Here is a 21,022-nt window from a genome sequence, read left to right on the forward strand (position 1 = left end):
GGCTTACACCGGGCTGATCAAGACGGGGACCTGGCTGTGGCGCAGGATTTGATTGGTGGAGGGGCCGATGAAAACTCGGTTGAACTCGCCCAACGTGGACGAGCCCATGACTAGCAGGTCACCCTTCTTCCATTTGAGTGCATTGATTGCCCCGGACCATCCGTAGCCGCTGCCGGTGGCGGTTTCTACAGTGAGGTGGCTGTGACGAGCCAGCGCCCGGTCGCGTCCCCGGTCCAGGAGCGCCAGGGCCTGTTCACGCCATTCCACCATCATGTCCGAGGAGCTATCGAAGCGCACTTGGGTGGGGTACATGGTGGCACCCCGAGGCGTGAAGGCTACGAGTCTGAGGGGCACGTTCCACCGGGCGGCCAGGTCCGCGGCGTTGCGCAGCGCCTGATGTGATTGGTCCGTGTCCACGTAGCAACAGTTCACCCGAGTCACGCCGCGCTTGGAGAGTCTCGGCGCTTTGGGCGCGAGCAGCAACGGGTAGGGGGAGCAGTGCAACAGGGCATCGGCAGTGGAGCCGATGCGGAATTGCCCACGGGGTGCGGACGGGTGAGATCCGATGACCATCGCATCGGCGCCGAAGTCCTTCGCGGAGGTGATGAGCTGCTGGGTCTCGGAGTGATCTACGGACACCATGGCCGGCGTCTCGGCGTCAACCATGGAGCCGGGAAGCCCGGCGTCGTGCAGCGCGCGGGCGCTTGCGTCGGCACACGCCTGGGTTTCTTTGCTCAGCCATCGCTGATACGCGGTGTGCTCTTGGGAACCCGGTTGCTCGGACCACGTGCGGGAGATGACGGTGGCTGAGCGCACGCTGAGCTGTTCTGTCCGCGCCAGCCAGGCAACCACCTGTGCGGATTCGTCACCGGGAGAGTCGGGCCGCCATGTCATGAGGACACGCAGTGGCCGACGCTGCCGGGTGGACTCAGCCGCGCTGTGCGCCGAGGGCTGGGAGGAGTGTTTGCTCATGCGGAGCCTAGCGGCCTACTTGGATTCCTGCTTGCTCTTGCTCTGGTGCTCGGTGAAGCGGGTCAGCAGGGTCTCGATCAGCGGAACCAGCTGCTCTGCCTGCTCCAGTTCTTCCGGCTGCAGGGTTTCCAGCATGGTCGCGAGCTGCTCGCTGCGCTCAACGGCCAAGTTGTTCAGCTCTGCGCGACCGCGGTCCGTGAGGTCCACGCGCACACCGCGGCGGTCACTCACGTCGCGAATGCGGGTGACCAGGTCCATGTTCTCGAGCTGGTTCACCGCATTGGAGGCGGTAGGCATACGGATGGATTCAGCGGTTGCAATCTGGTTGATGCGCATCGCGCCGTTTTCCTGAAGAATCATCAGGATGGACAGCTGTGCCTGGCTGATCTGCGAGTTGATCGTCTGACGGAAGTAGAGCAGGTACAGACGAAGCAGAGCGGGGCGTAGTCGCGTTGCGATCTCCAAAGGTGTGGTGGCCATAAAACTAAACTACCTCAAGTTTTCTCATGATACTAACTAATAACGTTCTACCACTATTTTTGACATAATGCTGAACTGGCAGGCCAGAAGCCTAAGAATATCTTAGGGAGGGGACGATAATGAGCAGATCACGCGTCACAGTACCGTTGCTACCTGAATTGCTGTCCGACCGCGCGCGCCGGGCGTTAGAGATCCACCACGTGGGCCATGACGTAGGACGCGCCAGGGTTCTGCGCCAGCTGCGGATGGGTGAGCTTCGGCGTCGGGATATATGCGACGCCAAGCCCCACCTCCTCCACTCCGCTGACGTCCTGGGCGACGCAGTGGCGGGGGCATGTCCCGTCTGCGGGCGGCACAGGCTGCGCATGATTCGGTGGATTCATGGCGTTGTGTTGGGGGAAAAGTCAGGAACAGCGCGTAATGTAAGAGAAATACGCAGCGTGGTTGATACCTTCCTGGATGACGCGGATGCCTCCGCGGACAGCCAGGAAATGTCCATCCACACTGTGGAAGTGTGTCTGGGCTGCAAGTGGAATTACCTCCTAGCGGAGGATATTCTACGAGTTCAGCAGTGACATATTTCTCACCGCTTCACACCTGAAACTCACGAACTGGAGCTTGACTAGTTTGAGTACCGACGACAAGAAACCGTCTTTGGCGAAGAACGCTCAGAGCAATGCCAAGAAAACGGCAGGTCAGAAGGCGAAAAAGAAGCAGAGTAGCCGGACCGTCAACGCCGGCGACTACACTGCCCGCACCCGCCGGAAGGCCAGCGTCCGCGACCGCGTGTTCATGGCGAGCGTCCTGAAAACCTGTGCCGCGTTGCTGGTGGTGGCCATCGCTGTGCCCGCCGTGGCCTTCATCACCGCGTACGCCGTGACCAAGGTTCCGGAGCCAGAGGAGTTGGTGAACAACCAGATCTCCACCATCGTGGCGGACGACGGCACCTCAGAGATCGCGCGCATCGTGCCGCCGGAAGGTAACCGCCAGAATGTGAAGCTGTCCGAGGTGCCCGCGCCGGTGCGCAACGCCGTGCTGGCCGCGGAGGACCGCGACTTCTATAAGAACCCCGGCTTCTCCGTCACGGGCTTCGGGCGTGCGGTGCTGGGCCAGCTGACCGGCAAGGATGACGCCGGTGGTGGTTCCACCATCACGCAGCAGTACGTGAAAAACGCGCTGGTGGGCGATGAGCGTTCCGTCACCCGTAAGGCTAAGGAGCTGGTGATCTCCTCCAAGATGGCCCGCGAGTGGACCAAGGACGAGATCCTGGAGGCGTACCTGAACACCATCTACTTCGGGCGCAGCGCCTACGGTATCTCGGCCGCATCCAAGGCCTACTTCAACAAGCCGGTTGAGGAACTCACCGCGGAGGAGGGCGCAGTGCTTGCCGCGTCCATTCAAGCTCCATCCGCGCTGGATCCGTGGATCAACCGGGAGAACGCTGAACGCCGCTGGAACTACGTGCTGGATGGCATGGAGTCCTCCGGATGGATGTCCTCGGCAGACCGTGCGGCCGCGAAGTACCCGGAGGTTGTGGACCCTGCGACTGTGCAGACCCAGTCCGTGGCTAACGGAGCGAATGGCTTGATCAAGTCTCAGGTGATCGCGGAGCTCACGGCTGCCGGCATTACCGAGGATCAGGTGAACACGGGTGGCTTGAAGATCACCACCACCATCGACCCGGCATTGCAGCAGCAGGCCGTGGACACGATCCACAACAACCTGAACTACAACGAGGACATCCGCGGCGCGCTGGTGTCCATCGACCCCAAGACCGGCGCCGTGAAGGCCTACTACGGTGGCGACGATCCCGTGGGCTGGGACTACGCCGGCTCCGGACTGCAGACCGGTTCGACCTTCAAGATCATGGGTCTGGCCGCGTACCTGGACCAGGGAGGAAGCCTGAGCGACCTGTTCGATTCCTCCCCAGTGACCACGGATGGCACCACCGTGAACAACGTGGGCGGCGAATCCTGTGGCACCTGCTCCATCGCGCAGGCACTGAAGATGTCCCTGAACACCTCCTTCATCCGCCTGGTCCGCGACTTGCGGGGAGGCGCACAGGATGTGGCCGACATGGCACACCGCCTGGGTGTGGCCACCGAGTTCCCCGGCATGGACAAGACCCTGACGGAAAACGGCGGCGCGCCATACGAAGGCATCGTGCTGGGCATGTACCAGTCCCGTGTTCTGGACATGGCCTCCGCCCTGGCGACCCTGTCCAACGAAGGCGCCTACAACCGTCCGCACTTCGTGCAGAAGGTGGAGAACTCCGACGGCGAGGTGCTACTGGATAACTCCCCAGCACAGCCGGAGCAGGTAGTGAGCGAAGATGTGGCCAATGATGTGGTCTCCGCGATGCAGCCCATCGCCGCCTACTCCAACGGCAAGTCCCTGGCCGGCGGACGTCCATCGGCTGCCAAGACTGGTACCACCCAGCTGGGAGACACCGGAGAAAACAAGGATGCGTGGATGATCGGATCCACCCCACAGCTGGCAACGGCCGTGTGGGTTGGCTCCAACAACAACACGCCACTGCGCAACGCCTACGGCGGAACGATGTACGGTGCCGGCGTGCCGGCGGACATCTGGAAGACCTTCATGGACTCCGCCCTGGCCAACCAGCCCGTGGAGCAGTTCAGCGGATCCACCAGCTACAACTCCTACGGTGGCGGCAGCTCCTCCGGAACCAGCTATGGAACGAACGATTCCTACTCCTCCAACTCCAACACGGGTGACACCACCAGCCAGCCTGTGGAGGAAGCTCCAGCGCCAGCCCCAGCGCCCGCTGAGCCGGCTCCTAACGCCCCGGACCCAGGCGAGGCCGTAGGAAACATCAGCGACTTCGTTAACGGCCTGCTCAATCCCTGATGACTCAGCGTAGAGTTCTGCCATCGCGGACAGAACCGATGGCCAAGGACATCGTGACCTTCCTGGGAGGCCCTCCGGGTGCCCACGCGGCCATCGGAGGCGCCCGATGGTGGACTCCCGTGCGAGTCCTCCTGGCGCTAGGCTCCTTCGTTCTGTCCCTGGCCTACATGCAGAAAGCCCCCTGCCTGCGGGTCACCACCACCGCCGGGGGAAGCCCGGCGTTGGACTGGGAGGGCAACCGCGCCTACACCGCCGCCTGCTACACGGACGCCATCCCGCTCTACCACGGACGGGGCCTGGACGCCCTGCACTTCCCCTACATCTATTCCTGGGTGGACCACGGCCACACTCGCTACATGGAGTACCCGGTGCTCACGGGCCTTCACCAGTATCTGGCCGCCCACTTGGGCCGGGGCATCCACGCCGTGTGGGAGTTCTTGCACTTCCCGGCCGTGCCGCAGGTCGCCACCTACTGGATCGCTAACTGCATGATCCTGGCCGTGGCCTGGATGCTCGCGATTGTCTTTCTGGTGAAGCTCACCAAGAACCGGGTGTGGGACACCGTGGTGGTGGTCGCCAGCCCGTTGGTGATCGTCCACGCCTTCACCAACTGGGATGTCCTGTCCATCACCGCGTGCCTGGCGGGCCTGTACCTGTGGTCCCGGCACAAGCACCTAGCCGCCGGCATTGGCCTGGGCGTGGGCATCGCGTTCAAGCTCTGGCCGCTGTTCGTCTTCGGCGCCCTGTGCTTGCTGTGTTTGCGCCATCGCCAGTTTCGCGCGATGATCCTGGCGACCCTCGGCACCGTGGGCTCCTGGGTGGCGATCAATCTGCCGTTCTACCTCATCGCGCCGGACGGCTGGGGCGAGTTCTTCCGCATGTCCCGCACCCGATCCTTCGAAGGCTCCACCATCTATCAGGTGATTGCCGACATCATCGAGCAATTCTGGGGACGCGAGACACTCACGCAGACCGGATTGCTGTCCGTCGACACCCTCAACACCCTGAGCCTGGCGTTGCTGGTCCTGATCCTTGCCGCGCTCAGCTGGGTGGTGCTCTTCAAAGCCCCTGTGAAGCCCGACGCCCCCGGTCCGCGCGTGGGCCACGTAGTCTTCGTCGCTGTGGCTGCATTCGTGCTGACGAATAAAGTCTGGTCGCCGCAATTCTCCCTGTGGCTGCTCCCGTTGGCCGTCCTGGCGCTGCCGCGGTGGAGGCTGATCTTTGGGTGGGCCACCGTGGAAGCCGTCTTTTGGTACCTGCGGATGTGGCAATTCCTTCCCCACGACCTGGCACCGCCACCGGCGATCATTGACCTGATGATTTTGGTGCGCATCGCTCTCATCGGCTACATGTGTGTGGAAGTATTCCGCACCATGCTGGGACGCATCCCCGACCCAGTGCGCGACGCACATGCCGGACAAGACCCCGCCGCAGGGTGGGACGAGGGCATGGGGGACGAGCGGCTGGGCGTCGATGATAAAAATAAACAAGAACCACCAAGCGTCACCACGACAGAAAAGAGCAACACATGAATGCGACGATGATCCTCACGATGGCCTCCGTGCTGATCGGGTTCCTCTTCTTCGGTGCGGCGTTTGCCACCTTCTCCTATAAGAAGCCGCCGAAGCTGGTGTGGAGCCTGTTCGTGGTGGCTATCTTCTTCGTGACGATCATTCCCGTCACGTTGGCGATTTTCGTGGCGGCCTAGGCGACGGGGCTGTCACGTGCGTCGCAGTGGGGTCGCGGGCCCTGGTCGTGTTGGAAAATCCCCCAGCATCACGTAGAGTGAAAGGGTTGCTTGACGCAACGACCCTCCTGCCATGCCCAATCCGGGGCGTGGCCGAAAAACACTAGACCATAGGAGGTGATGAGGTCCGTGCGTCAATACGAGATGATGATCATCATCGACCCTTCACAGGATGAGCGCACCGTACAACCATCGCTGGACAAGTACCTTGAGATTGTCCGCAAGGAAAACGGTACCGTGGAGAACGTCGACATTTGGGGCAAGCGTCGCCTCGAGTACCCGATCAACAAGCAGAACGAAGGCATCTACGTTGTCCTCGACCTGAAGTGCGAATCGGCTACCGTGCAAGAGCTTGACCGTGTTCTGAACATCAACGATTCCATCATGCGCACCAAGGTTCTGCGCAAGGACCAGTAGACACGGCACGTGCCCCGCGCACGTACGCGCCTACACGCACGAATCCAACACCACACCACAGCCCGCAACCACACATAAAGGATAGGAACTATGGCACAGGGAGACACCCCGATCACCGTGGTCGGCAACATCGTTGCAGACCCCGAACTGCGTTACACCCCCAACGGTGCAGCAGTAGCCAACTTCCGAGTAGCCTCCACCCCACGCCGCTGGGACTCCCAAACGAACCAGTACGTGGACGGCGAGGCACTCTTCCTGACCTGCAACGTGTGGCGACAGGCCGCTGAAAACGTAGCCAACACCCTCAGCAAGGGTGATCGCGTGATCGTCACAGGACGTTTGCGTCAGCGCAGCTACGAAGACAAAAACGGCGAGCGCCGTCACGTCTTCGAGGTGGAGGTCGACGAGGTCGGCCCATCCCTGCGCTTCGCGACCGCTCAGATCACCAAGACCTCCCGCGGAGGTCAAGGCGGCCAGGGAGGCTACGGCGGAAACGCTGGCAACGGTGGACAGGGTGGCTTTGGCGGCGGAAACGCTGGCAACGCCGGTAACCAGGGTGGTTACAACCAAGGAAACCAGGGTAACCAGGGCGGCTTCGGCGGCAATGGTGGCCAGGGTGGCAACGGTGGGAATGCTGGAAACAGTGGAAACAACCAAGGATTCACCGGCCGTAACGCGGCCATGGACGATCCCTGGAACTCCGCTCCACAGCAATCCGGATTCGGCAATGGTGATGAGGAGCCACCGTTCTAACATCCTGCGACGCACCATCGGGGCTACGGCCTGTGGGCTTACATCCCGAGGAATGCACTCAAAGGATCACGAACTGACCGTGGCAGAACACAAGTAATCAGACACGTTGAGATAAAACGTCACACACTCTCGCACAACGAAAGGCTGGATCATGAAGCTGATCCTCACCGCAGCCGTTGATAACCTCGGTGTTCCTGGTGACATCGTTGAGGTCAAGGCTGGATACGGACGCAACTACCTGCTTCCACGCGGCTACGCAATCCTCGCAACCCGCGGCGCCGAGAAGCAGATCGAAGGCATTAAGCGCGCACAGGAGGCACGGAAGATCCGCGACCTCGACCACGCACGCGAAGTGAAGGAAGAGCTGGAGGCTCTGACCGGTGTGACCATCGCCGTTCGTACCTCCGATGCAGGCAAGCTGTTCGGCTCCGTCAGTGCCGACGACATCGTCGCAGCTGTCAAGAAGGCTAACGGCCGTTCCCTGGACAAGCACAGCATCGCGCTGTCTAAGGGCCAGGTCAAGACCACCGGCAACTACGCCGTGGACGTGAAGCTGCACTCTGACATCGTTGCTTCCCTGAACTTTGAGGTTGTAGCAGCCTAAAGGCACCTTCAGCTCGGCCACGAGCAACCCCATGGCTTCACGCACTGTGGACCTTATACGGCGCGCGCCTAGACACCGCGCGCTGAACCCACAGGGCGACAGCGCCTAGACAACGCTTGACCCCAAGCCAGGACGGTGAACCAGCCGAGACTGACCGCTACTGACCTAACACGTACTTAGAGGCTTACTCTAGACAACAGCACACCACAGCCCCTACCGATCACGGTAGGGGCTGTGGTGTTTTTCTTTACGGTGTTGTTCAGAGGGTGGGTGCCGGGTGATCGCGGTCCCGGCACCACAAGGTTTAGTTTAGAGCCTTAAACCAGAAGATGTCAGCAACTTCAGGCTAATTTTTAGGCAACCGATGCAACAGGGCCGGTCGCGCTCACGGCCGCGGCGCGGGCAGCGTCGTCAAACGCCATGTCCTTCAGCACATCGCCACGCTCGATCACCTTGCGTTCGCGCACATAGTCCTGCTCCATGCGCCATGGGTCGGCGTCGCCCTGACGGGGCAGGGAATGCACGGAGCGCTGAATGTAGCCGGAGCTCATCTCCATCATGGGGCGGTCGCAGGCCATGCCCTCCGGCACCACAGGGGCTGCCAGGGTGAGCGCGTTGGCCTCCATGTGCTTCCACAGGCGGACGAGATAGCGGCTGGTCATGTCCGCACGCAGCGTCCAGGACTGGTTCAGATAGCCAATCGTGTACGTCAGGTTCGGCATGTTGGACAGCATCAGGCAGCGGTAGGCAACCATGGACGGACGATCGACCTCCACGTTGTCCACCCGGATGCTGGTGGCGCCAAAAGCCTGAAGCTCCAGTCCGGTAGCGACAATCAGGATGTCCGCTTCCACCAGGCGGCCGTCCTGCAGGCGCACTCCCTCGGGAACGACCGTGTCGATCTTTCCGGTCACGACCTCCGCGCCGGACTGCAGCGCCTGGTAGAAGTCACCATCCGGAGACTTACATACGCGCTGATCCCACGGGTTGTACGGCGGACGGAAATGCTCCTTCACGCTGCTGGCGGAGAGGTAGCGGCGAGCCCACAGCCAGAAGATTCCCTTCGCCAGGCGCGGGAACTTCTGGCACAGGTAGTACTGGGCCATATCGCGGTAGATGTGCACATTCCGGGCGATGGCGTTGCCGCGCGCTCCCAGAGGCTTGAACAGAGCACTGATCTGGTCCGAGTTCGGCAGCGGCGCGATGTACGTGGGGGTGCGCTGCAGCATCGTGGTCTTCGCACCCATCGCATGCAGGGACGGGATCAACGTGATGGCCGTGGCGCCGGAGCCCACCACCACACACTTCTTGCCGCGGACATCCACGTCATCCGGCCAGCGCTGAGGGTGAATCAGGGTACCTGCGAAGTCCGACAGTCCCGGAATTGGGGCGGTGAAGCCGCTGCTGTGGCGGTAGTACCCGCTGGCGAAGTGCACGCGCTTCGTCCACACCGTGACCGTTTTCTGCTGGTCTTCGCTGGCGCCCAGGCCTTCGGCGTTGTTGATGCCCTCGGCAGCCTGGCGCCCCGTGATTTCCCAGAGGTCCTTGTCGGCGTGGAAGTTGGCGTCGGAAATCCACGTATTCAGCGTGAGACGGTCGAGCACGCCCGCGTCCTGGGCGACCTCACGCACATAGGTTTTGATCTGCTCGGCGGAACCCAACGTGTTCGGGTGAGGCCACGGCTTGAAGGGGAAGGCGAAGGTGGCCATGTCCGAGTCCGAGCGGATGCCCGGATAGGTGAAGGTGTTCCAGGTGCCGCCGATGTCTGAATTGGAATCGACGATGGCCCAATTCCACTGGGGGAAATCTTTGGAGATGTGGTGGGCGAGGTCCACGCCGGACACGCCCGCTCCGATGATCAGCAGGTCCAAGGGGGCGTCTGCAGAGGTGATGGGAAGTTCTTTCGTTTCTGACATGAAAGCTAACCTATCGCACTTATTGACGCGTGTGTGGAAAACTGTGGAAAAAGTTCAATATTTTTGGCGGCAGCGGAAATGCTACAGTGACCAGCGCTTATGTAAATAGGTGGAAGAGTACGGTTTTCGAGCGGGGGTAGAGGGTAGTTATCCACCGCTCGGGCGTTTCCCCAGGACAATGTGAAACATGCTCTGACCTGCTGTGATATACGTTTCCGCAGGTCAGCGAATCGCGTTTCCACAGGTTTTCCACAGGCTGAGCTGGGGAAAAGCATGTTGTGCACAATTCATCCACACGTTTTCCACAACCCCCCTGTGGATAACTCGGATTTGAAGTTTGAATACGGGGTTGTTCTAAGGGGAGCGGGGCGATGATGGACCATGCTGGAGGGGCTGTTGCTGGGGTCAGGATGTGTAGGAATGTGGGGGCCACAGCCTGTGTAGGACGTAGGCACTAGAGTTATTGAGCATGAGCCCACACGACAACACCTCCGCCTCGAGCGCCGCCTCCGACGCATCACACCTCACGTCCTTCGACGATGTGCCGCTGCCTCCTCCACCGGAGGAGCCGCCCATGCCGGATCAGGATGCGTACGGCAGTGGCGGGTTCTCGGGGAGCGCTGGACAGGGCAGCGCTGGACGCGGGAACTCCGGTGGCCGCTCGACCTACCGCTCCGGCGGACAAGGCACGAGGCGGGACAGGGAAATGCAGCAGCTGAAGGACGCCGGCCGCGAGATGCCCCAGAACCCCGAGGCTGAGCAGGGTGTGCTGGGCGGCATGCTGCTCAACAAAGACGCAATTGCAGACGTGGTCGAGGTTCTGAGCAGTGATGACTTCTATCGCCCCGCCCACGCCACCATCTTCACCACGATCCTGCAGCTATTCGGCGAAGGCAAGGAAGTTGATCCGGTGATCGTGGCCGGGCGCCTGGATCGAGATAACCAGCTGGAGGCCGTGGGCGGCGCCACATACCTGCACAGCATCATCTCCAAAACTCCAACGTCTGCGAACGTGGGCTACTACGCAGAACTGGTGAAGGAGAAGGCTACCCTACGGCGCCTCGTGCAGGCGGGTACGCGCATCGTCCAATTGGGCTACTCCGGCATTGAGGGCGCCGAGGTGGCCAACGTGGTCGATAATGCCCAGCAGGAGATGTTCGCCCTGACGAACTCCCAGGCCAGTGAGGACTACGACGTCTTCGGCAACCTATTGGAGACCGTCATGGAGGAAATCGACGAGCTCGATGAGGTCGGCGGCAAGGCCATGGGCATTGAGACCGGCTTCGCTGACCTGGATGACCTCACTAATGGTCTGCACGGCGGCCAGATGGTGATTGTGGCGGCTCGTCCAGGTGTGGGTAAGTCCACGCTGGCGCTGGACTTCATGCGCTCGGCGTCCATGCGGCAAAATAAGGCGTCCGTGCTGTTTAGCTTGGAAATGTCCAAGTCCGAAGTGATGATGCGCATCCTGTCCGCGGAGGCGGAGGTGCGGCTGTCCAGCATGCGCGGTGGCAAGATGGACGACGACGACTGGGCGCGGCTGACGCGCCAGGTGGGCCCCATTGAGCACGCGCCGCTGTGGATCGACGATTCTCCGAACCTGACGATGATGGAGATCCGCTCCAAGGCCCGCCGCCTGAAGCAGCAGGTGGACCTGCAGCTTGTGGTGGTGGACTACCTGCAGCTGATGAGCTCCGGCAAGAAGGTGGAGTCCCGTCAGCAAGAGGTCTCCGAGTTCTCCCGCCAACTGAAGCTTCTAGCCAAGGAGATCGACGTTCCGGTGATCGCTATTTCGCAGCTGAACCGTGGTGTGGAAAATCGTGGTGACGACGCCCTGCCGCGCGTCTCTGACCTCCGCGAATCTGGTTCCTTGGAGCAGGACGCGGACATGGTGATGCTGATTCACCGCCCGGACTCGCAGAACCGTGACCACGAGCGCGCCGGCGAGGCGGACATTATCTTGGCGAAGCACCGCGGTGGCCCGATCGGTACTGTGACCGTGGCGCATCAGCTGCAGTTCTCTAAGTTCAGCGATATGGCGCGGGATTATTCGCCGATGGCGTAAGCGGTGAGCTGTTAGGGGGTGAACTGGGCGTCGATTTTAGATAGGAGCGCACCCAGCTGAGCAGTTTCTTTCTCGGTGAGCGGCGCGAACAGGTTCTCCCGGACCTGTGCGACGTGTCCGGGCGCGGCGGCCTGGATGGCGGTGAGACCCTGCGGCTCCAGCTGCACGAAGGCGCCGCGGCCGTCTTCGGCGCAGTCGGTGCGGCGGACGAAGCCGCGTTTGGTCATGCGCGTGATCTGGTGGGAAAGGCGGGAGCGGTCCCATTGGATCATTTTCGCGAGCGCGGCCATGCGGAGGCGATGGTCGGGAGCTTCGGACAGGACGACCAAAACCTCGTATTCGGCGAGCGTGAGGCCGCTTTCTTTCGATAGCTGGCGGGACAGGGCTGCGTTGAGGCTGACGTGGGCGTGAAGCCAGGTGCGCCAGACGGTTTGCTCCTTGTCGTTGAGCCAGGGGGTTGAGGTAGTCATGCATTCGAGTATGGCACACATGGTCTAAAAATGTGACATATCAACAATGAGCGCCTAATGTAGTTGATACATCAACAAGTTGACTAGCGCACCAGCGCGAAAGGATCACACCATGAGCACCCTGAACGCCTACTCCGGCACCTACACCATCGACCCAACCCACTCCGAAATCGGCTTCACCGCACGCCACGCCATGATCACCAAGGTCCGCGGCGCATTCAACACCTTCGAAGGCACCGCCACCACCGGCGAAAACCTGGACGGCGCCTCCATCACCGTCACCATCAACGCGGACTCCATCGACACCCGCAACGCCGACCGGGACGCCCATGTCAAGGGCGCCGACTTCTTCGACGTGGAGCAGTTCCCACACATCACCTTCACCTCCACGGACATCACAGCCGACGGCGAGACTCTGATCGTCACCGGAGACCTCACCATCAAGGACACCACCAAGTCCGTCACCATCAATTTCGACTTCGAAGGAGCTGCCACGGACGCCTTCGGCCAGGACCGTGTGGGCTTCTCCGGCAGCACCACCATCAACCGCCGCGAGTACGGCCTGGAGTGGCAGACCAAGCTGGATAACGGCGGCGTGATGGTCTCCGACAAGATCACCCTGAACTTCGACATCTCCGCCATCAAGCAGAGCTAACGGCCAAGCCTGCCACCGAGTCTTCCAGGCTTTTCCGCGCCCCGCGTCCTGCGGCGAGGCGCACGGATCTAAACTGGTTCGCATGAATCATGGAACGCGCCGGGCAGACACGTCCTCGTCTGCGCGGCGTTGTTCTGTGCGTAGTCGCGCGCACTGTCCTGTGCCGCTGGTGGTGTTCTTGGGCGGCACGCTGGGTAGCTGCACCCATTGGTTGTTTCAGGAACTGCTTCCGGATGCGTGGGATAATAATGGTCTGACATTGCTGTTGATCAATATTCTGGGTGCGTTTATGTTGGCGCTTATTAACGTGTTTTTTATCCGACGCCCAGCTTCCTCCCCACCCGCCTTCCGCCCCTTTCTCACTACTGGATTTTTGGGGGCTTTTACCTCTTTTTCTGCATTATCGGCACAAAGTTGGGCGGCTACGGTGGCGCACCCTGCCCACGCTTCTAGCTCTGAACAGGCGGGCGTGTTCCGGTCCCTGGAGGGGTGGGCCGGGGAGTGGTTGGGGGAGTCTGCGTGGAGTGCGGTGAGTGTAGCTGCGATGATGGGCGGCAGTATTGTGCTTGGTCTGGGTGCTGCTGTTCTGGGGGTTGTCTGCGGCCGTGCGTTGTGGGGAAAGAGTGCGCGCTGACATCATGGGCGCTGTTATGTGTGAGGACTGGTGGCTGCGGTGACTGTGGGAGTATGGGTTGCGTTTTCGGTGTGCGGCGGCCTGGGGGCTGTAGCCCGTTATGTGGCGGATACCAGTGTGCTGGCTGGGAGGCTTCGGGAGCCGTTAGCGCGTCTTACTGTGATCAATGTGGTGGGGTCGCTGCTGCTGGGAGTGGTCTATGCGGTCTTTTATGTGGACTACTACGTGGGATTCCAGGCTGTGCCCGTTGGGGGTCAGTTGGGTTATCGGGTGGAAGAGTGGAGCTGGGTACTGGTTCGGTCCTCGTGCGCGGGATTCTTGGGCGGGTTCACTACGTTTTCAACGGTGATGGTGACTGCCGTGACAGATGCTCCGCTGCGCAAGTCTCTTGGTTGGTTGGTGCTGATGGGTACCTTGTGTGTCCTGGCCTGGCTGGCGGGCTGTGTTGGCGCGTCAGCAGTGCTGCGGTAGGGGTGTGACGGTAGGGCTGCGATGTGCTAAATGAGCTTAATTGCCACTAGGCTCTTGATAATGTGATGTGCATCACCTAACCTAGGATGTAGGTCACAACAGTGATCTGCTTCACACTACAGTTCCTGCCCTTGGGGAAAGGGAGATCGATGAACGGCTTCGAATGCCGGATGCATTCGATCCTTGGCACAACCTAGGAGGATTCAATGTTGTGCATACATAAACCATTCATGCGATGGGCAACTGCCTTCATTGCTGCATTGACTGCTGTAATGATGCTTGTCATTACTGTGCCTTCTGCATCTGCAGAAGAGTATGTTTCTACCACTAGTACTTCCCCAGATGGAGATCAGTACGCTATTGGATGGACTGTGCCGTCAGTTCAAGGAACGTCCTTGCGCTCCAAACGAGAAAGCACCGACTATACCTTCGAAACAAACAGTCTGGACAATGGAATGCAGACGCTAATCCATATCGAGAATTCGGATGCTCCCACGGAATATCGTTTTCCTCTGACCATCCCACAAGAGGCAGAAGTGATTACCTTTAATGAAGGGGGCGACGACGTAGCGGGAATTCTCCTCAACGGTGAATTGCTTGCTACCATCGCCAGGCCTTGGGCCCATGATGCGATGGGTGAGTCGATTCCGACCTTACTCACCATTGAAGATGGTGTGCTGGTACAACGAGTGGAGTATGATTCGAACACAGCTTTCCCAATCACAGCAGATCCACAGATTGATTGGGGCTGGACCAAAACAACCATTAAGTTGAGCAAGAAAGAAACGCAAGCAACTGGAGTTGCTGGCGGAGCTGGAGCAATTGCAGCGCTCCCATGGGTGGTCGCGCTTGGCCTCACTGGACCTGTCGCGATCAAAATCTTGGGAAGTGCAGGAAAATTAGGGTATGATGCGATACAGGCGCACCGCCACGGAAAATGCCTGGGGATCGTTGTTAATCTAAATATCTTGAGTAGCAATGGTGGAATCTCAACATGGGAGTATATCTGCTGATGAGTTTCATTAAAAGCAAGTGGTACAGAACCGACAGAAACAAAAAGCTAGCGGGCGTCTGTGCCGGTGTAGCCGAGGTGTATGGAGTACATCCGGATACGGTCAGGCTTATTTACGCATTCCTTGTTCCTGGCATGATTACCGTGTACCTCATACAGTGGATGATTTATCCAAAGAGGTAGCCTGTCGCTGAGCAACCAATACTCTTCGGTTGCTTGGCACATGTCACATAGCCCACGCCCCTGACCGGCGTGGGCTATAAGCTATCAAGCGAATCCCATTTAGTTGGCTAGCTTGTTGCGACGGGTTAGAGAGTGAAGAAGTTGAGCGCTGCGAAGGCTAGTGCACCGACAATGGTGAACAGAATCGTAGCAATCGTAATGCCAGCAAATACCTTTAGTCCGGTCTCCGAACCGTCATTGTCCTCAGCGGTTGGGGACTGGTCGGTTTTCCTCGGTGCCGGTTGCCTGATCCGTCCACTCGGCCGGCGGTGATTAACTTTTCGCCGTGACCCAAATGTCGATGGTGGCGGTCATTGGCTCCTGGCCTGCGTCGTCGACAAACTTAATGGTGACAGGAATCCGGCGGCCACCAGTCTCCTTCGTGATGGTGCTGAAATCCGGAAGATCCATCGTTGCAGTCAGAGTCAGTCCGCCAGTGGACTTTGCCTTGTACTCCGTGGTCATACCCTGAGGAAGCCAACGGTGAGTATCAGGCAGAGAAATCTCAGCAAGGCAGCCCATCGCGAACTCCGCACCATTCAACGCAGAAATCACATGGAACGTACCAATGTGGTTCTGCATCAACCACCACTTCGTTAAGCGCACCTCCGCCAGACCCGGGCGAAGCGTCTTCAACTGAGGCTGGGACGTCATGAAGAACGGTGCCTTGAACGCCACAAGCGCGCCAAAAAGGCGCGTACCCAGGGGTTTCTTGGCCAGCTTCTCGTACAGCTTGGCGTTGGCATTGGGACGTGGATTGCCTGCTAGGGGTGAACTCATAACTAAAATGATAAAGGCTGGAATAAATCCGCGTGCAGCTATCGTTGGAAGAACCAGAGCGCTCACGAAACCCAAGAACTTAGCTGAGAACGCAATCGAGAACGACCACTCCAGAAAGAAGGACACACACATGGCAACGGTAGAGATCACCACCGACAACTTTAAGGACACCATCACCGCAGAGGGCGTTACCGTCCTCGACTTCTGGGCAGACTGGTGCGGCCCATGCAAGCGCTTCAGCCCCATCTTCGAATCCGTATCCGACCAGCACGAAGACGTCACCTTCGGCAAGGTCGATACCGAGGCGAACCAGGACCTTGCCGCCGCCCTGCAGATCCAGTCCATCCCCACCCTGATGGTCTTCCGCGACGGCGTGCTCCTGTCCCGTGAATCCGGAATCCTTCCAGAAAAGCCACTGTATGACCTGATTCAGGAGGCAAAGGACCTGGACATGGACGCCGTCAAGGCACAGCTGGCCGAGCAGCAAGCCGCAGTAGAAGAATAAAACAACGAAGAATAAGACAACAGCGCCACCCGCAGCACAGGGTGCGGTGCGCGGCGCTGGTCGGCGTCGAACAGAATAATCCACCCCAACCCCGCCAGCAATGAAAATTGGTAGGTTGGGGTGGACTCGTTGACGCAGCGACCGACACACCCGACCGCAAGGAGCGTGCACCATGGCCAACCCACTATCCAAAGGCTGGAAGTACCTGAAGCAATCGCTGGACTCCAAAATCGACGCCAACGCCGACCCCAAAATCCAGATCCAACAGGCACTGGAAGCGGCGAAGAAACAGCATGCTCAGGTCACCGAAGCTGCCGCGGCCGTGATCGGGAACCGCAATCAGCTCGAGATGAAGATGCATCGGCTGCAGGAGGATCAGAAGAAGCTGGCGGAGTCGGCGCGCCAGGCGATCCAGCAGGCAGACGCGGCCACCGCCGCGGGTGATGCAGCCAAAGCACAGCAACTGAACCAGACCGCCGAGGTGTTCGCCACCCAGCTCGTCACCGTGGAACAGGAGCTAGAGGACACGAAGACGGCCCACGCCGCGGCTGTGGACAGCGCGAAGCAGGCCGAACAGCAGCAGAAGCAGTCGGAGGCGCGCCTGCAGGAACAAATGGCCCAGATCAATCAACTGAATACCCAGATCGAACAGGCGAAAATGCAGGAAGCCACTGCAGACTCCGTCCAGAAAATGCAGGGCCTGACCACCGACGACAACGTGCCGTCGCTGGACGGAGTGCGCGACAAGATCGAAAGGCGTTACGCGACCGCACTAGGAGCGCAGGAACTGGCGGAAAGCTCCGTGGATGGGCGCATGGCTGAACTAGAGCAGGCCACCACGGACTTTAAAGCCAGTTCCCGGTTGGAGCAGATTCGTGCGGAGATGACTGGGGATGCTGGGGAGCTTGGCGGGTCCGAGGCCGGTGAGCTGCCTGAGGGGCACGGTTCGAAGTAAGTAGTCGTGGGGGATAACGACCACCCAGCGGCCGCAAAAGCCGTGGTAAACTCCCCCGAGTGCATAGTGCGCGCTACCTGCATGGGTAGCGCGTTTCTTTCGCCTTTAAGGCGTGTTGTAGAAAGTTTTATGTAAAGGAAAGATTTGTGAATCATTCAGAGAAGAAAGCGCCCGAGAGCCCGGACGCGCTCGCTGCCTCTGCGCTTCAGCCGGCCGAGGGCGTTAATGTGAAATTGTTGATCGGCATCTTGGTCTCCGCGGCATTCGTGGTGATTCTGAACGAAACCACATTGTCCGTGGCGCTTCCTGCCTTGATGCAGGAGTTCAATATCACGGCATCTGCTGGGCAGTGGCTCACCACCGCCTTCATGCTCACGATGGCTGTGGTGATCCCGATGACCGGGTTTATTATGCAGCGGTTTACCTTGCGCAGCATTTACATTATGGCGATGGCTACGTTCCTGGTCGGCACTATTGTAGCGGTATTTGCCACGCATTTTGCAGTGCTGTTGCTCGCGCGCGTGATTCAGGCTACCGGTACGGCTTTGGTGATGCCGTTGCTGATGACCACCATTATGCGACTGGTGCCAGTTGAGCGCCGGGGTAGCGTGTTTGGCCTGGTCACCGTTGTTATTGCAGTGGCTCCTGCGTTGGGTCCAACATTTTCCGGCATCGTCCTGGAGACACTGGGTTGGCGCTGGATTTTCGGCCTTGTTGTGCCGCTGGTTGTCATTGCTCTTGTAGTGGGCGCGTTGCAGGTTCGCAATTTTGAGGAGCCTTCCCGTCCTTATCTGGATGTTATTTCTGTGGCGCTGTCCGCGGTGGGCTTTTCCGCCACGCTGTACGGAATCGCGGGAATGTCCGAGCTGCCCAATGGCGTTCCATGGGATCGCGTGATTATCTTGCTCGCAGGTGTGCTGGTATTGGTCCTCTTTTTCCGACGCCAGCTGTCACTTGCCAAAACCGCCGAGAGCACGGGCAAGAATCCTCTGTTGAACCTTGCTCCGTTGGCGTCGCGCGAGTACACGTTGTCCATGATTCTGATGCTGCTGTCCTTTTCCATGCTTTTCGGCTTCATCATCTTGATGCCGCTGTATGCGCAAAACGTGATGGGTCTTTCCCAGATGGCGGCCGGCATGGTGTCCCTGCCCGGTGGCTTGATTATGGGACTGATGGGCCCATTTGTGGGGCGTATGTACGATCAGCGCGGTGCCCGTCCGCTGATCATTCCGGGTTCTCTAGTCATGTTGGTGGCGATGCTTGGCTTCGCCAACCTTTCCCGGACGGAGAGCTGGTTTGCCGGATTGGGGAGTCATGGCTCGCAGGTACACCTGGTGGTGTTGACCATCTTGCTGAACGTGGGTGTGTCCTTGATGCTCACGCCTTTGATGTCCAATGCGTTGGCTTCCGTTCCTGATTCCTTGGCATCCCACGGCCAGGCCATTGTGAACACCTTCCAGCAGGTTGCTGGTGGTGCAGGTACTGCCGTGTTTGTGGCGATCATGTCCTTTGCCTCTGCGTCCTATGCCAAGAGTCTCGGCCTGGGCGAGGTTGCTGGACAGGCCTCTGGAGAGGGCGCCGCGGAGGCTGCGGGAGGTACTGCGGGGGACGCAGCCGCTGGGGCCGCGGGAGGAGCAGGAAGCGCCACAGGACACGCCCCGTCCCCTGAGCAGATGGCTCAGGTGACCGCGGACATTGTGGGCCACGGCATTGAGGTGGCCTTCTGGTTCGGTGTGGCTGTGTCTTTCATCGTGGTGATAGCTGTCTCGGTGCTGAAGATTGAAGCTCGTCCGGTGACGAAGGGACGTACTACTGCTCAATAGGTAGTGTGTCACGGGCCTGCACTTCGAGATGATCGATCCAAGCCCAAATGTTGGATGCATGGATAACTCCTCCAGGATTTCAATTCGTTTGGTATACTAAGTGGAAGCTATAGGATGAATCCGTGAGACGAATAGGAGAGGACAATGGTCGCGCTCAAGAAGATTGGGCTCACAGTGATCGACTTGGGGATTCTCTCTTAAGCAAACTGCATGGATTGAAGTGAAAATTGTAGATGGTACCCCCTGTATTGTCTTGGAATTAGGTGGCCATTCACGATTTTAATATCATTTAGGAGATGCAATGGAGTCAATATTGATTATATCAACGATATTTTCCCTAGTTCTGCTTGTATTCGTTTTATTTTTGTTGGTGTCGATTACGGTCATCATAATGCGGCTACTGGAAATAACACAACGTTTAGTGGTGGCGTCACAGGATAGAGCGGAGTCTCCTCGACATGGTTCAGAATGACAAAGTCTACTCCGACGTTACTTTTGGAAATGATTTAGGTAAACGAATCATACGACCAGGGATATCGGGACGGTGAGAATTGGAAGCATCCATGCCGCGTCATACGTGAGGAAGCCTGCGATGGGCAGAGCTTCCATGAAGTACCATAGAATACTAGAGACGACAGCGAGCGTTATAACTAAGCTAATGCCTTTTGCTATGACTGCCTAAAATTATCCCTCTGGGTTTCCTATAGAGAAAACCAGCAGCCTGGCGTTTTCTGCACGCAGATCAGCAAGACTCCTATCATCACAGCCCAGGCGTTCTCGCTCGTTTTTGACCCATCTGCACAGCAGCCCGGCAGACATGCCGATCCCTCCAGCAACCCGGGTGATTGGCCTTTCAGACTTGATGACTAGACGAACCGCCTCCCGCCGAAACTCGGGAGTGTACTTCTCCCTCTGTTGCTTACTCATAATGAACACCCTCTCCTACGAACACAAAAATCCGTATTAATTGGGTGTCCACTAAACGAGGGTAACCTCAAGAGCATCAAGATAGTCCAAAGTGGCGACATGGCAGTCGATCCAGTTGTCCATCTTTTCGTTCTTGGCTGCCTTCGCGAACAACATTCCTGAATACGGGTAGACAGCCACGAAAATTGATGCTCGAAACGCCGTCTTGCCCGTCGCAGGATCTGTGATAGCGACTTTGTCGCCAGCCTAATCCACATACAGCTCCTCACCGGGTTCATGGTCGATGACTTCGGTGAGTCCGTGGGTTTGGATGTAGGGCGCCAACCCATTACAAAACTGGGCGTACTGGTATTTCAACATCCCTGGCTCGGCTGGCAAGGAGTAATACTTCTCCCACAGCATGCACCTGGTCAGATGCTTGTTCTTCGCCGGCTTATCCGCAAGAGCCTTATAATCCGGCTGGACATACGCTGCTTTCCGCGTTCGGCGTCCATCCGGAAAATGCTCGTTAAAGAACTCCGGAGACAATCCCGCAAACGCCTCAGCAGTGATGCCATAGGCGTTGATGACATCGATCATGCGAGCGATATCGCGATTGGAGCACCCCAAGGCAGAAGCAATCGCGTCATAGCTTTTGCCTTCCAGCCGCATCGCCATGATCTCTTTGAATTCAGCCATGAACATGGCCTCCTTAGTCATGAAAACGTGTCACGATGCCGCAGAATTGACGACACCGCCAGACA

General features: G+C 59.0%; 23 protein-coding genes. 16 read left to right on the forward strand and 7 right to left on the reverse strand.

The window, feature by feature from the left end; translation table 11 throughout:
* Positions 1-3: 3 nt before the first annotated feature.
* Complete coding sequence (locus IAU67_RS00170) at positions 4-972, reverse strand: universal stress protein (RefSeq protein ID WP_151842792.1); 969 nt, start codon at positions 970-972, stop codon at positions 4-6.
* 15 nt (positions 973-987) lie between these two features.
* Positions 988-1,452: a MarR family winged helix-turn-helix transcriptional regulator gene (locus tag IAU67_RS00175; protein ID WP_151842791.1), complete on the reverse strand. Its 465-nt coding sequence runs from the start codon at positions 1,450-1,452 to the stop codon at positions 988-990.
* A gap of 245 nt (positions 1,453-1,697) precedes the next feature.
* On the opposite strand from IAU67_RS00175, the gene IAU67_RS10095 reads away from it, so the two are divergent.
* The 7 genes from IAU67_RS10095 to rplI all read left to right on the forward strand — a co-directional run bounded on the left by IAU67_RS10095 (position 1,698) and on the right by rplI (position 7,844).
* Positions 1,698-2,027, forward strand: a complete 330-nt coding sequence (locus IAU67_RS10095; protein WP_370513546.1) for a DUF5318 family protein — start codon at positions 1,698-1,700, stop codon at positions 2,025-2,027.
* A gap of 217 nt (positions 2,028-2,244) precedes the next feature.
* Positions 2,245-4,323, forward strand: coding sequence for a transglycosylase domain-containing protein (locus IAU67_RS00185; protein WP_151842925.1), 2,079 nt, complete (start codon positions 2,245-2,247; stop codon positions 4,321-4,323).
* A complete protein-coding gene (locus IAU67_RS00190; RefSeq protein ID WP_151842789.1) occupies positions 4,323-5,855 on the forward strand; it encodes a glycosyltransferase family 87 protein in 1,533 nt (510 codons plus the stop codon). Before IAU67_RS00185 ends, IAU67_RS00190 begins: the two co-directional genes overlap by 1 nt.
* Entirely contained in the window at positions 5,852-6,031 is a 180-nt protein-coding gene (locus tag IAU67_RS00195) for a hypothetical protein (protein ID WP_151842788.1), read from the forward strand. The genes IAU67_RS00190 and IAU67_RS00195 overlap by 4 nt, the downstream gene beginning before the upstream one ends.
* Positions 6,032-6,190: 159 nt before the next feature.
* Entirely contained in the window at positions 6,191-6,487 is a 297-nt protein-coding gene (gene rpsF / locus IAU67_RS00200) for a 30S ribosomal protein S6 (protein ID WP_187767922.1), read from the forward strand.
* Between the two features lie 90 nt (positions 6,488-6,577).
* A complete protein-coding gene (locus tag IAU67_RS00205; protein ID WP_151842786.1) occupies positions 6,578-7,240 on the forward strand; it encodes a single-stranded DNA-binding protein in 663 nt (220 codons plus the stop codon).
* 151 nt (positions 7,241-7,391) lie between these two features.
* Complete coding sequence (gene rplI / locus IAU67_RS00210; protein WP_151842785.1) at positions 7,392-7,844, forward strand: 50S ribosomal protein L9; 453 nt, start codon at positions 7,392-7,394, stop codon at positions 7,842-7,844.
* A 353-nt stretch (positions 7,845-8,197) separates the two neighbouring features.
* Here rplI and IAU67_RS00215 read toward each other — a convergent pair whose 3' ends face one another.
* On the reverse strand, positions 8,198-9,760 hold the full coding sequence (locus IAU67_RS00215) for a flavin-containing monooxygenase (RefSeq protein WP_151842784.1): 1,563 nt from the start codon (positions 9,758-9,760) through the stop codon (positions 8,198-8,200).
* Positions 9,761-10,229: 469 nt separating this feature from the next.
* Here IAU67_RS00215 and dnaB point away from each other — a divergent pair, with 469 nt between their 5' ends.
* Positions 10,230-11,825 (forward strand): replicative DNA helicase, encoded by a 1,596-nt coding sequence (gene dnaB / locus IAU67_RS00220; RefSeq protein ID WP_225723567.1) that lies wholly within the window; start codon positions 10,230-10,232, stop codon positions 11,823-11,825.
* A gap of 11 nt (positions 11,826-11,836) precedes the next feature.
* Here dnaB and IAU67_RS00225 read toward each other — a convergent pair whose 3' ends face one another.
* On the reverse strand, positions 11,837-12,295 hold the full coding sequence (locus IAU67_RS00225; protein WP_151842783.1) for a MarR family winged helix-turn-helix transcriptional regulator: 459 nt from the start codon (positions 12,293-12,295) through the stop codon (positions 11,837-11,839).
* Positions 12,296-12,407: 112 nt separating this feature from the next.
* On the opposite strand from IAU67_RS00225, the gene IAU67_RS00230 reads away from it, so the two are divergent.
* The 5 genes from IAU67_RS00230 to IAU67_RS00250 all read left to right on the forward strand — a co-directional run bounded on the left by IAU67_RS00230 (position 12,408) and on the right by IAU67_RS00250 (position 15,250).
* Entirely contained in the window at positions 12,408-12,950 is a 543-nt protein-coding gene (locus tag IAU67_RS00230) for a YceI family protein (protein ID WP_151842782.1), read from the forward strand.
* 82 nt (positions 12,951-13,032) lie between these two features.
* The gene (locus IAU67_RS00235; protein WP_151842781.1) at positions 13,033-13,584 is read left to right on the forward strand and encodes a fluoride efflux transporter FluC; all 552 of its coding nucleotides are present in this window, start codon (positions 13,033-13,035) and stop codon (positions 13,582-13,584) included.
* A 39-nt stretch (positions 13,585-13,623) separates the two neighbouring features.
* Positions 13,624-14,055, forward strand: coding sequence for a FluC/FEX family fluoride channel (locus IAU67_RS00240; RefSeq protein ID WP_151842780.1), 432 nt, complete (start codon positions 13,624-13,626; stop codon positions 14,053-14,055).
* 230 nt (positions 14,056-14,285) lie between these two features.
* Positions 14,286-15,068: a hypothetical protein gene (locus IAU67_RS00245; protein WP_225723566.1), complete on the forward strand. Its 783-nt coding sequence runs from the start codon at positions 14,286-14,288 to the stop codon at positions 15,066-15,068.
* On the forward strand, positions 15,068-15,250 hold the full coding sequence (locus IAU67_RS00250) for a PspC domain-containing protein (RefSeq protein ID WP_151842779.1): 183 nt from the start codon (positions 15,068-15,070) through the stop codon (positions 15,248-15,250). The genes IAU67_RS00245 and IAU67_RS00250 overlap by 1 nt, the downstream gene beginning before the upstream one ends.
* A 312-nt stretch (positions 15,251-15,562) precedes the next feature.
* Here IAU67_RS00250 and IAU67_RS00255 read toward each other — a convergent pair whose 3' ends face one another.
* Positions 15,563-16,069 (reverse strand): hotdog fold domain-containing protein, encoded by a 507-nt coding sequence (locus IAU67_RS00255; RefSeq protein ID WP_151842778.1) that lies wholly within the window; start codon positions 16,067-16,069, stop codon positions 15,563-15,565.
* A gap of 130 nt (positions 16,070-16,199) precedes the next feature.
* Between IAU67_RS00255 and trxA the strand changes: the two genes are divergently transcribed.
* The 3 genes from trxA (at position 16,200) to IAU67_RS00270 (ending at position 19,352) form a co-directional block, all read left to right on the forward strand.
* Positions 16,200-16,574 (forward strand): thioredoxin, encoded by a 375-nt coding sequence (gene trxA / locus IAU67_RS00260; protein ID WP_151842777.1) that lies wholly within the window; start codon positions 16,200-16,202, stop codon positions 16,572-16,574.
* Positions 16,575-16,746: 172 nt separating this feature from the next.
* Positions 16,747-17,529 carry a PspA/IM30 family protein gene (locus IAU67_RS00265; RefSeq protein WP_151842776.1) on the forward strand — a complete coding sequence of 261 codons (783 nt, stop codon included), beginning with the start codon at positions 16,747-16,749 and terminating at the stop codon, positions 17,527-17,529.
* A gap of 146 nt (positions 17,530-17,675) precedes the next feature.
* Positions 17,676-19,352: an MDR family MFS transporter gene (locus IAU67_RS00270; RefSeq protein ID WP_225723565.1), complete on the forward strand. Its 1,677-nt coding sequence runs from the start codon at positions 17,676-17,678 to the stop codon at positions 19,350-19,352.
* A 684-nt stretch (positions 19,353-20,036) separates the two neighbouring features.
* Here the strand turns inward: IAU67_RS00270 and IAU67_RS00275 are convergent.
* Both IAU67_RS00275 and IAU67_RS00280 read right to left on the reverse strand, forming a co-directional pair.
* The gene (locus IAU67_RS00275; protein ID WP_151842775.1) at positions 20,037-20,279 is read right to left on the reverse strand and encodes a transposase; all 243 of its coding nucleotides are present in this window, start codon (positions 20,277-20,279) and stop codon (positions 20,037-20,039) included.
* 246 nt (positions 20,280-20,525) lie between these two features.
* Positions 20,526-20,957, reverse strand: a complete 432-nt coding sequence (locus IAU67_RS00280; RefSeq protein ID WP_151842774.1) for a helix-turn-helix domain-containing protein — start codon at positions 20,955-20,957, stop codon at positions 20,526-20,528.
* Positions 20,958-21,022 lie beyond the last annotated feature (65 nt).

The organism is Corynebacterium zhongnanshanii (assembly GCF_014490575.1).
In the GTDB taxonomy this organism is placed as follows: Bacteria; Actinomycetota; Actinomycetes; order Mycobacteriales; family Mycobacteriaceae; genus Corynebacterium; species Corynebacterium zhongnanshanii.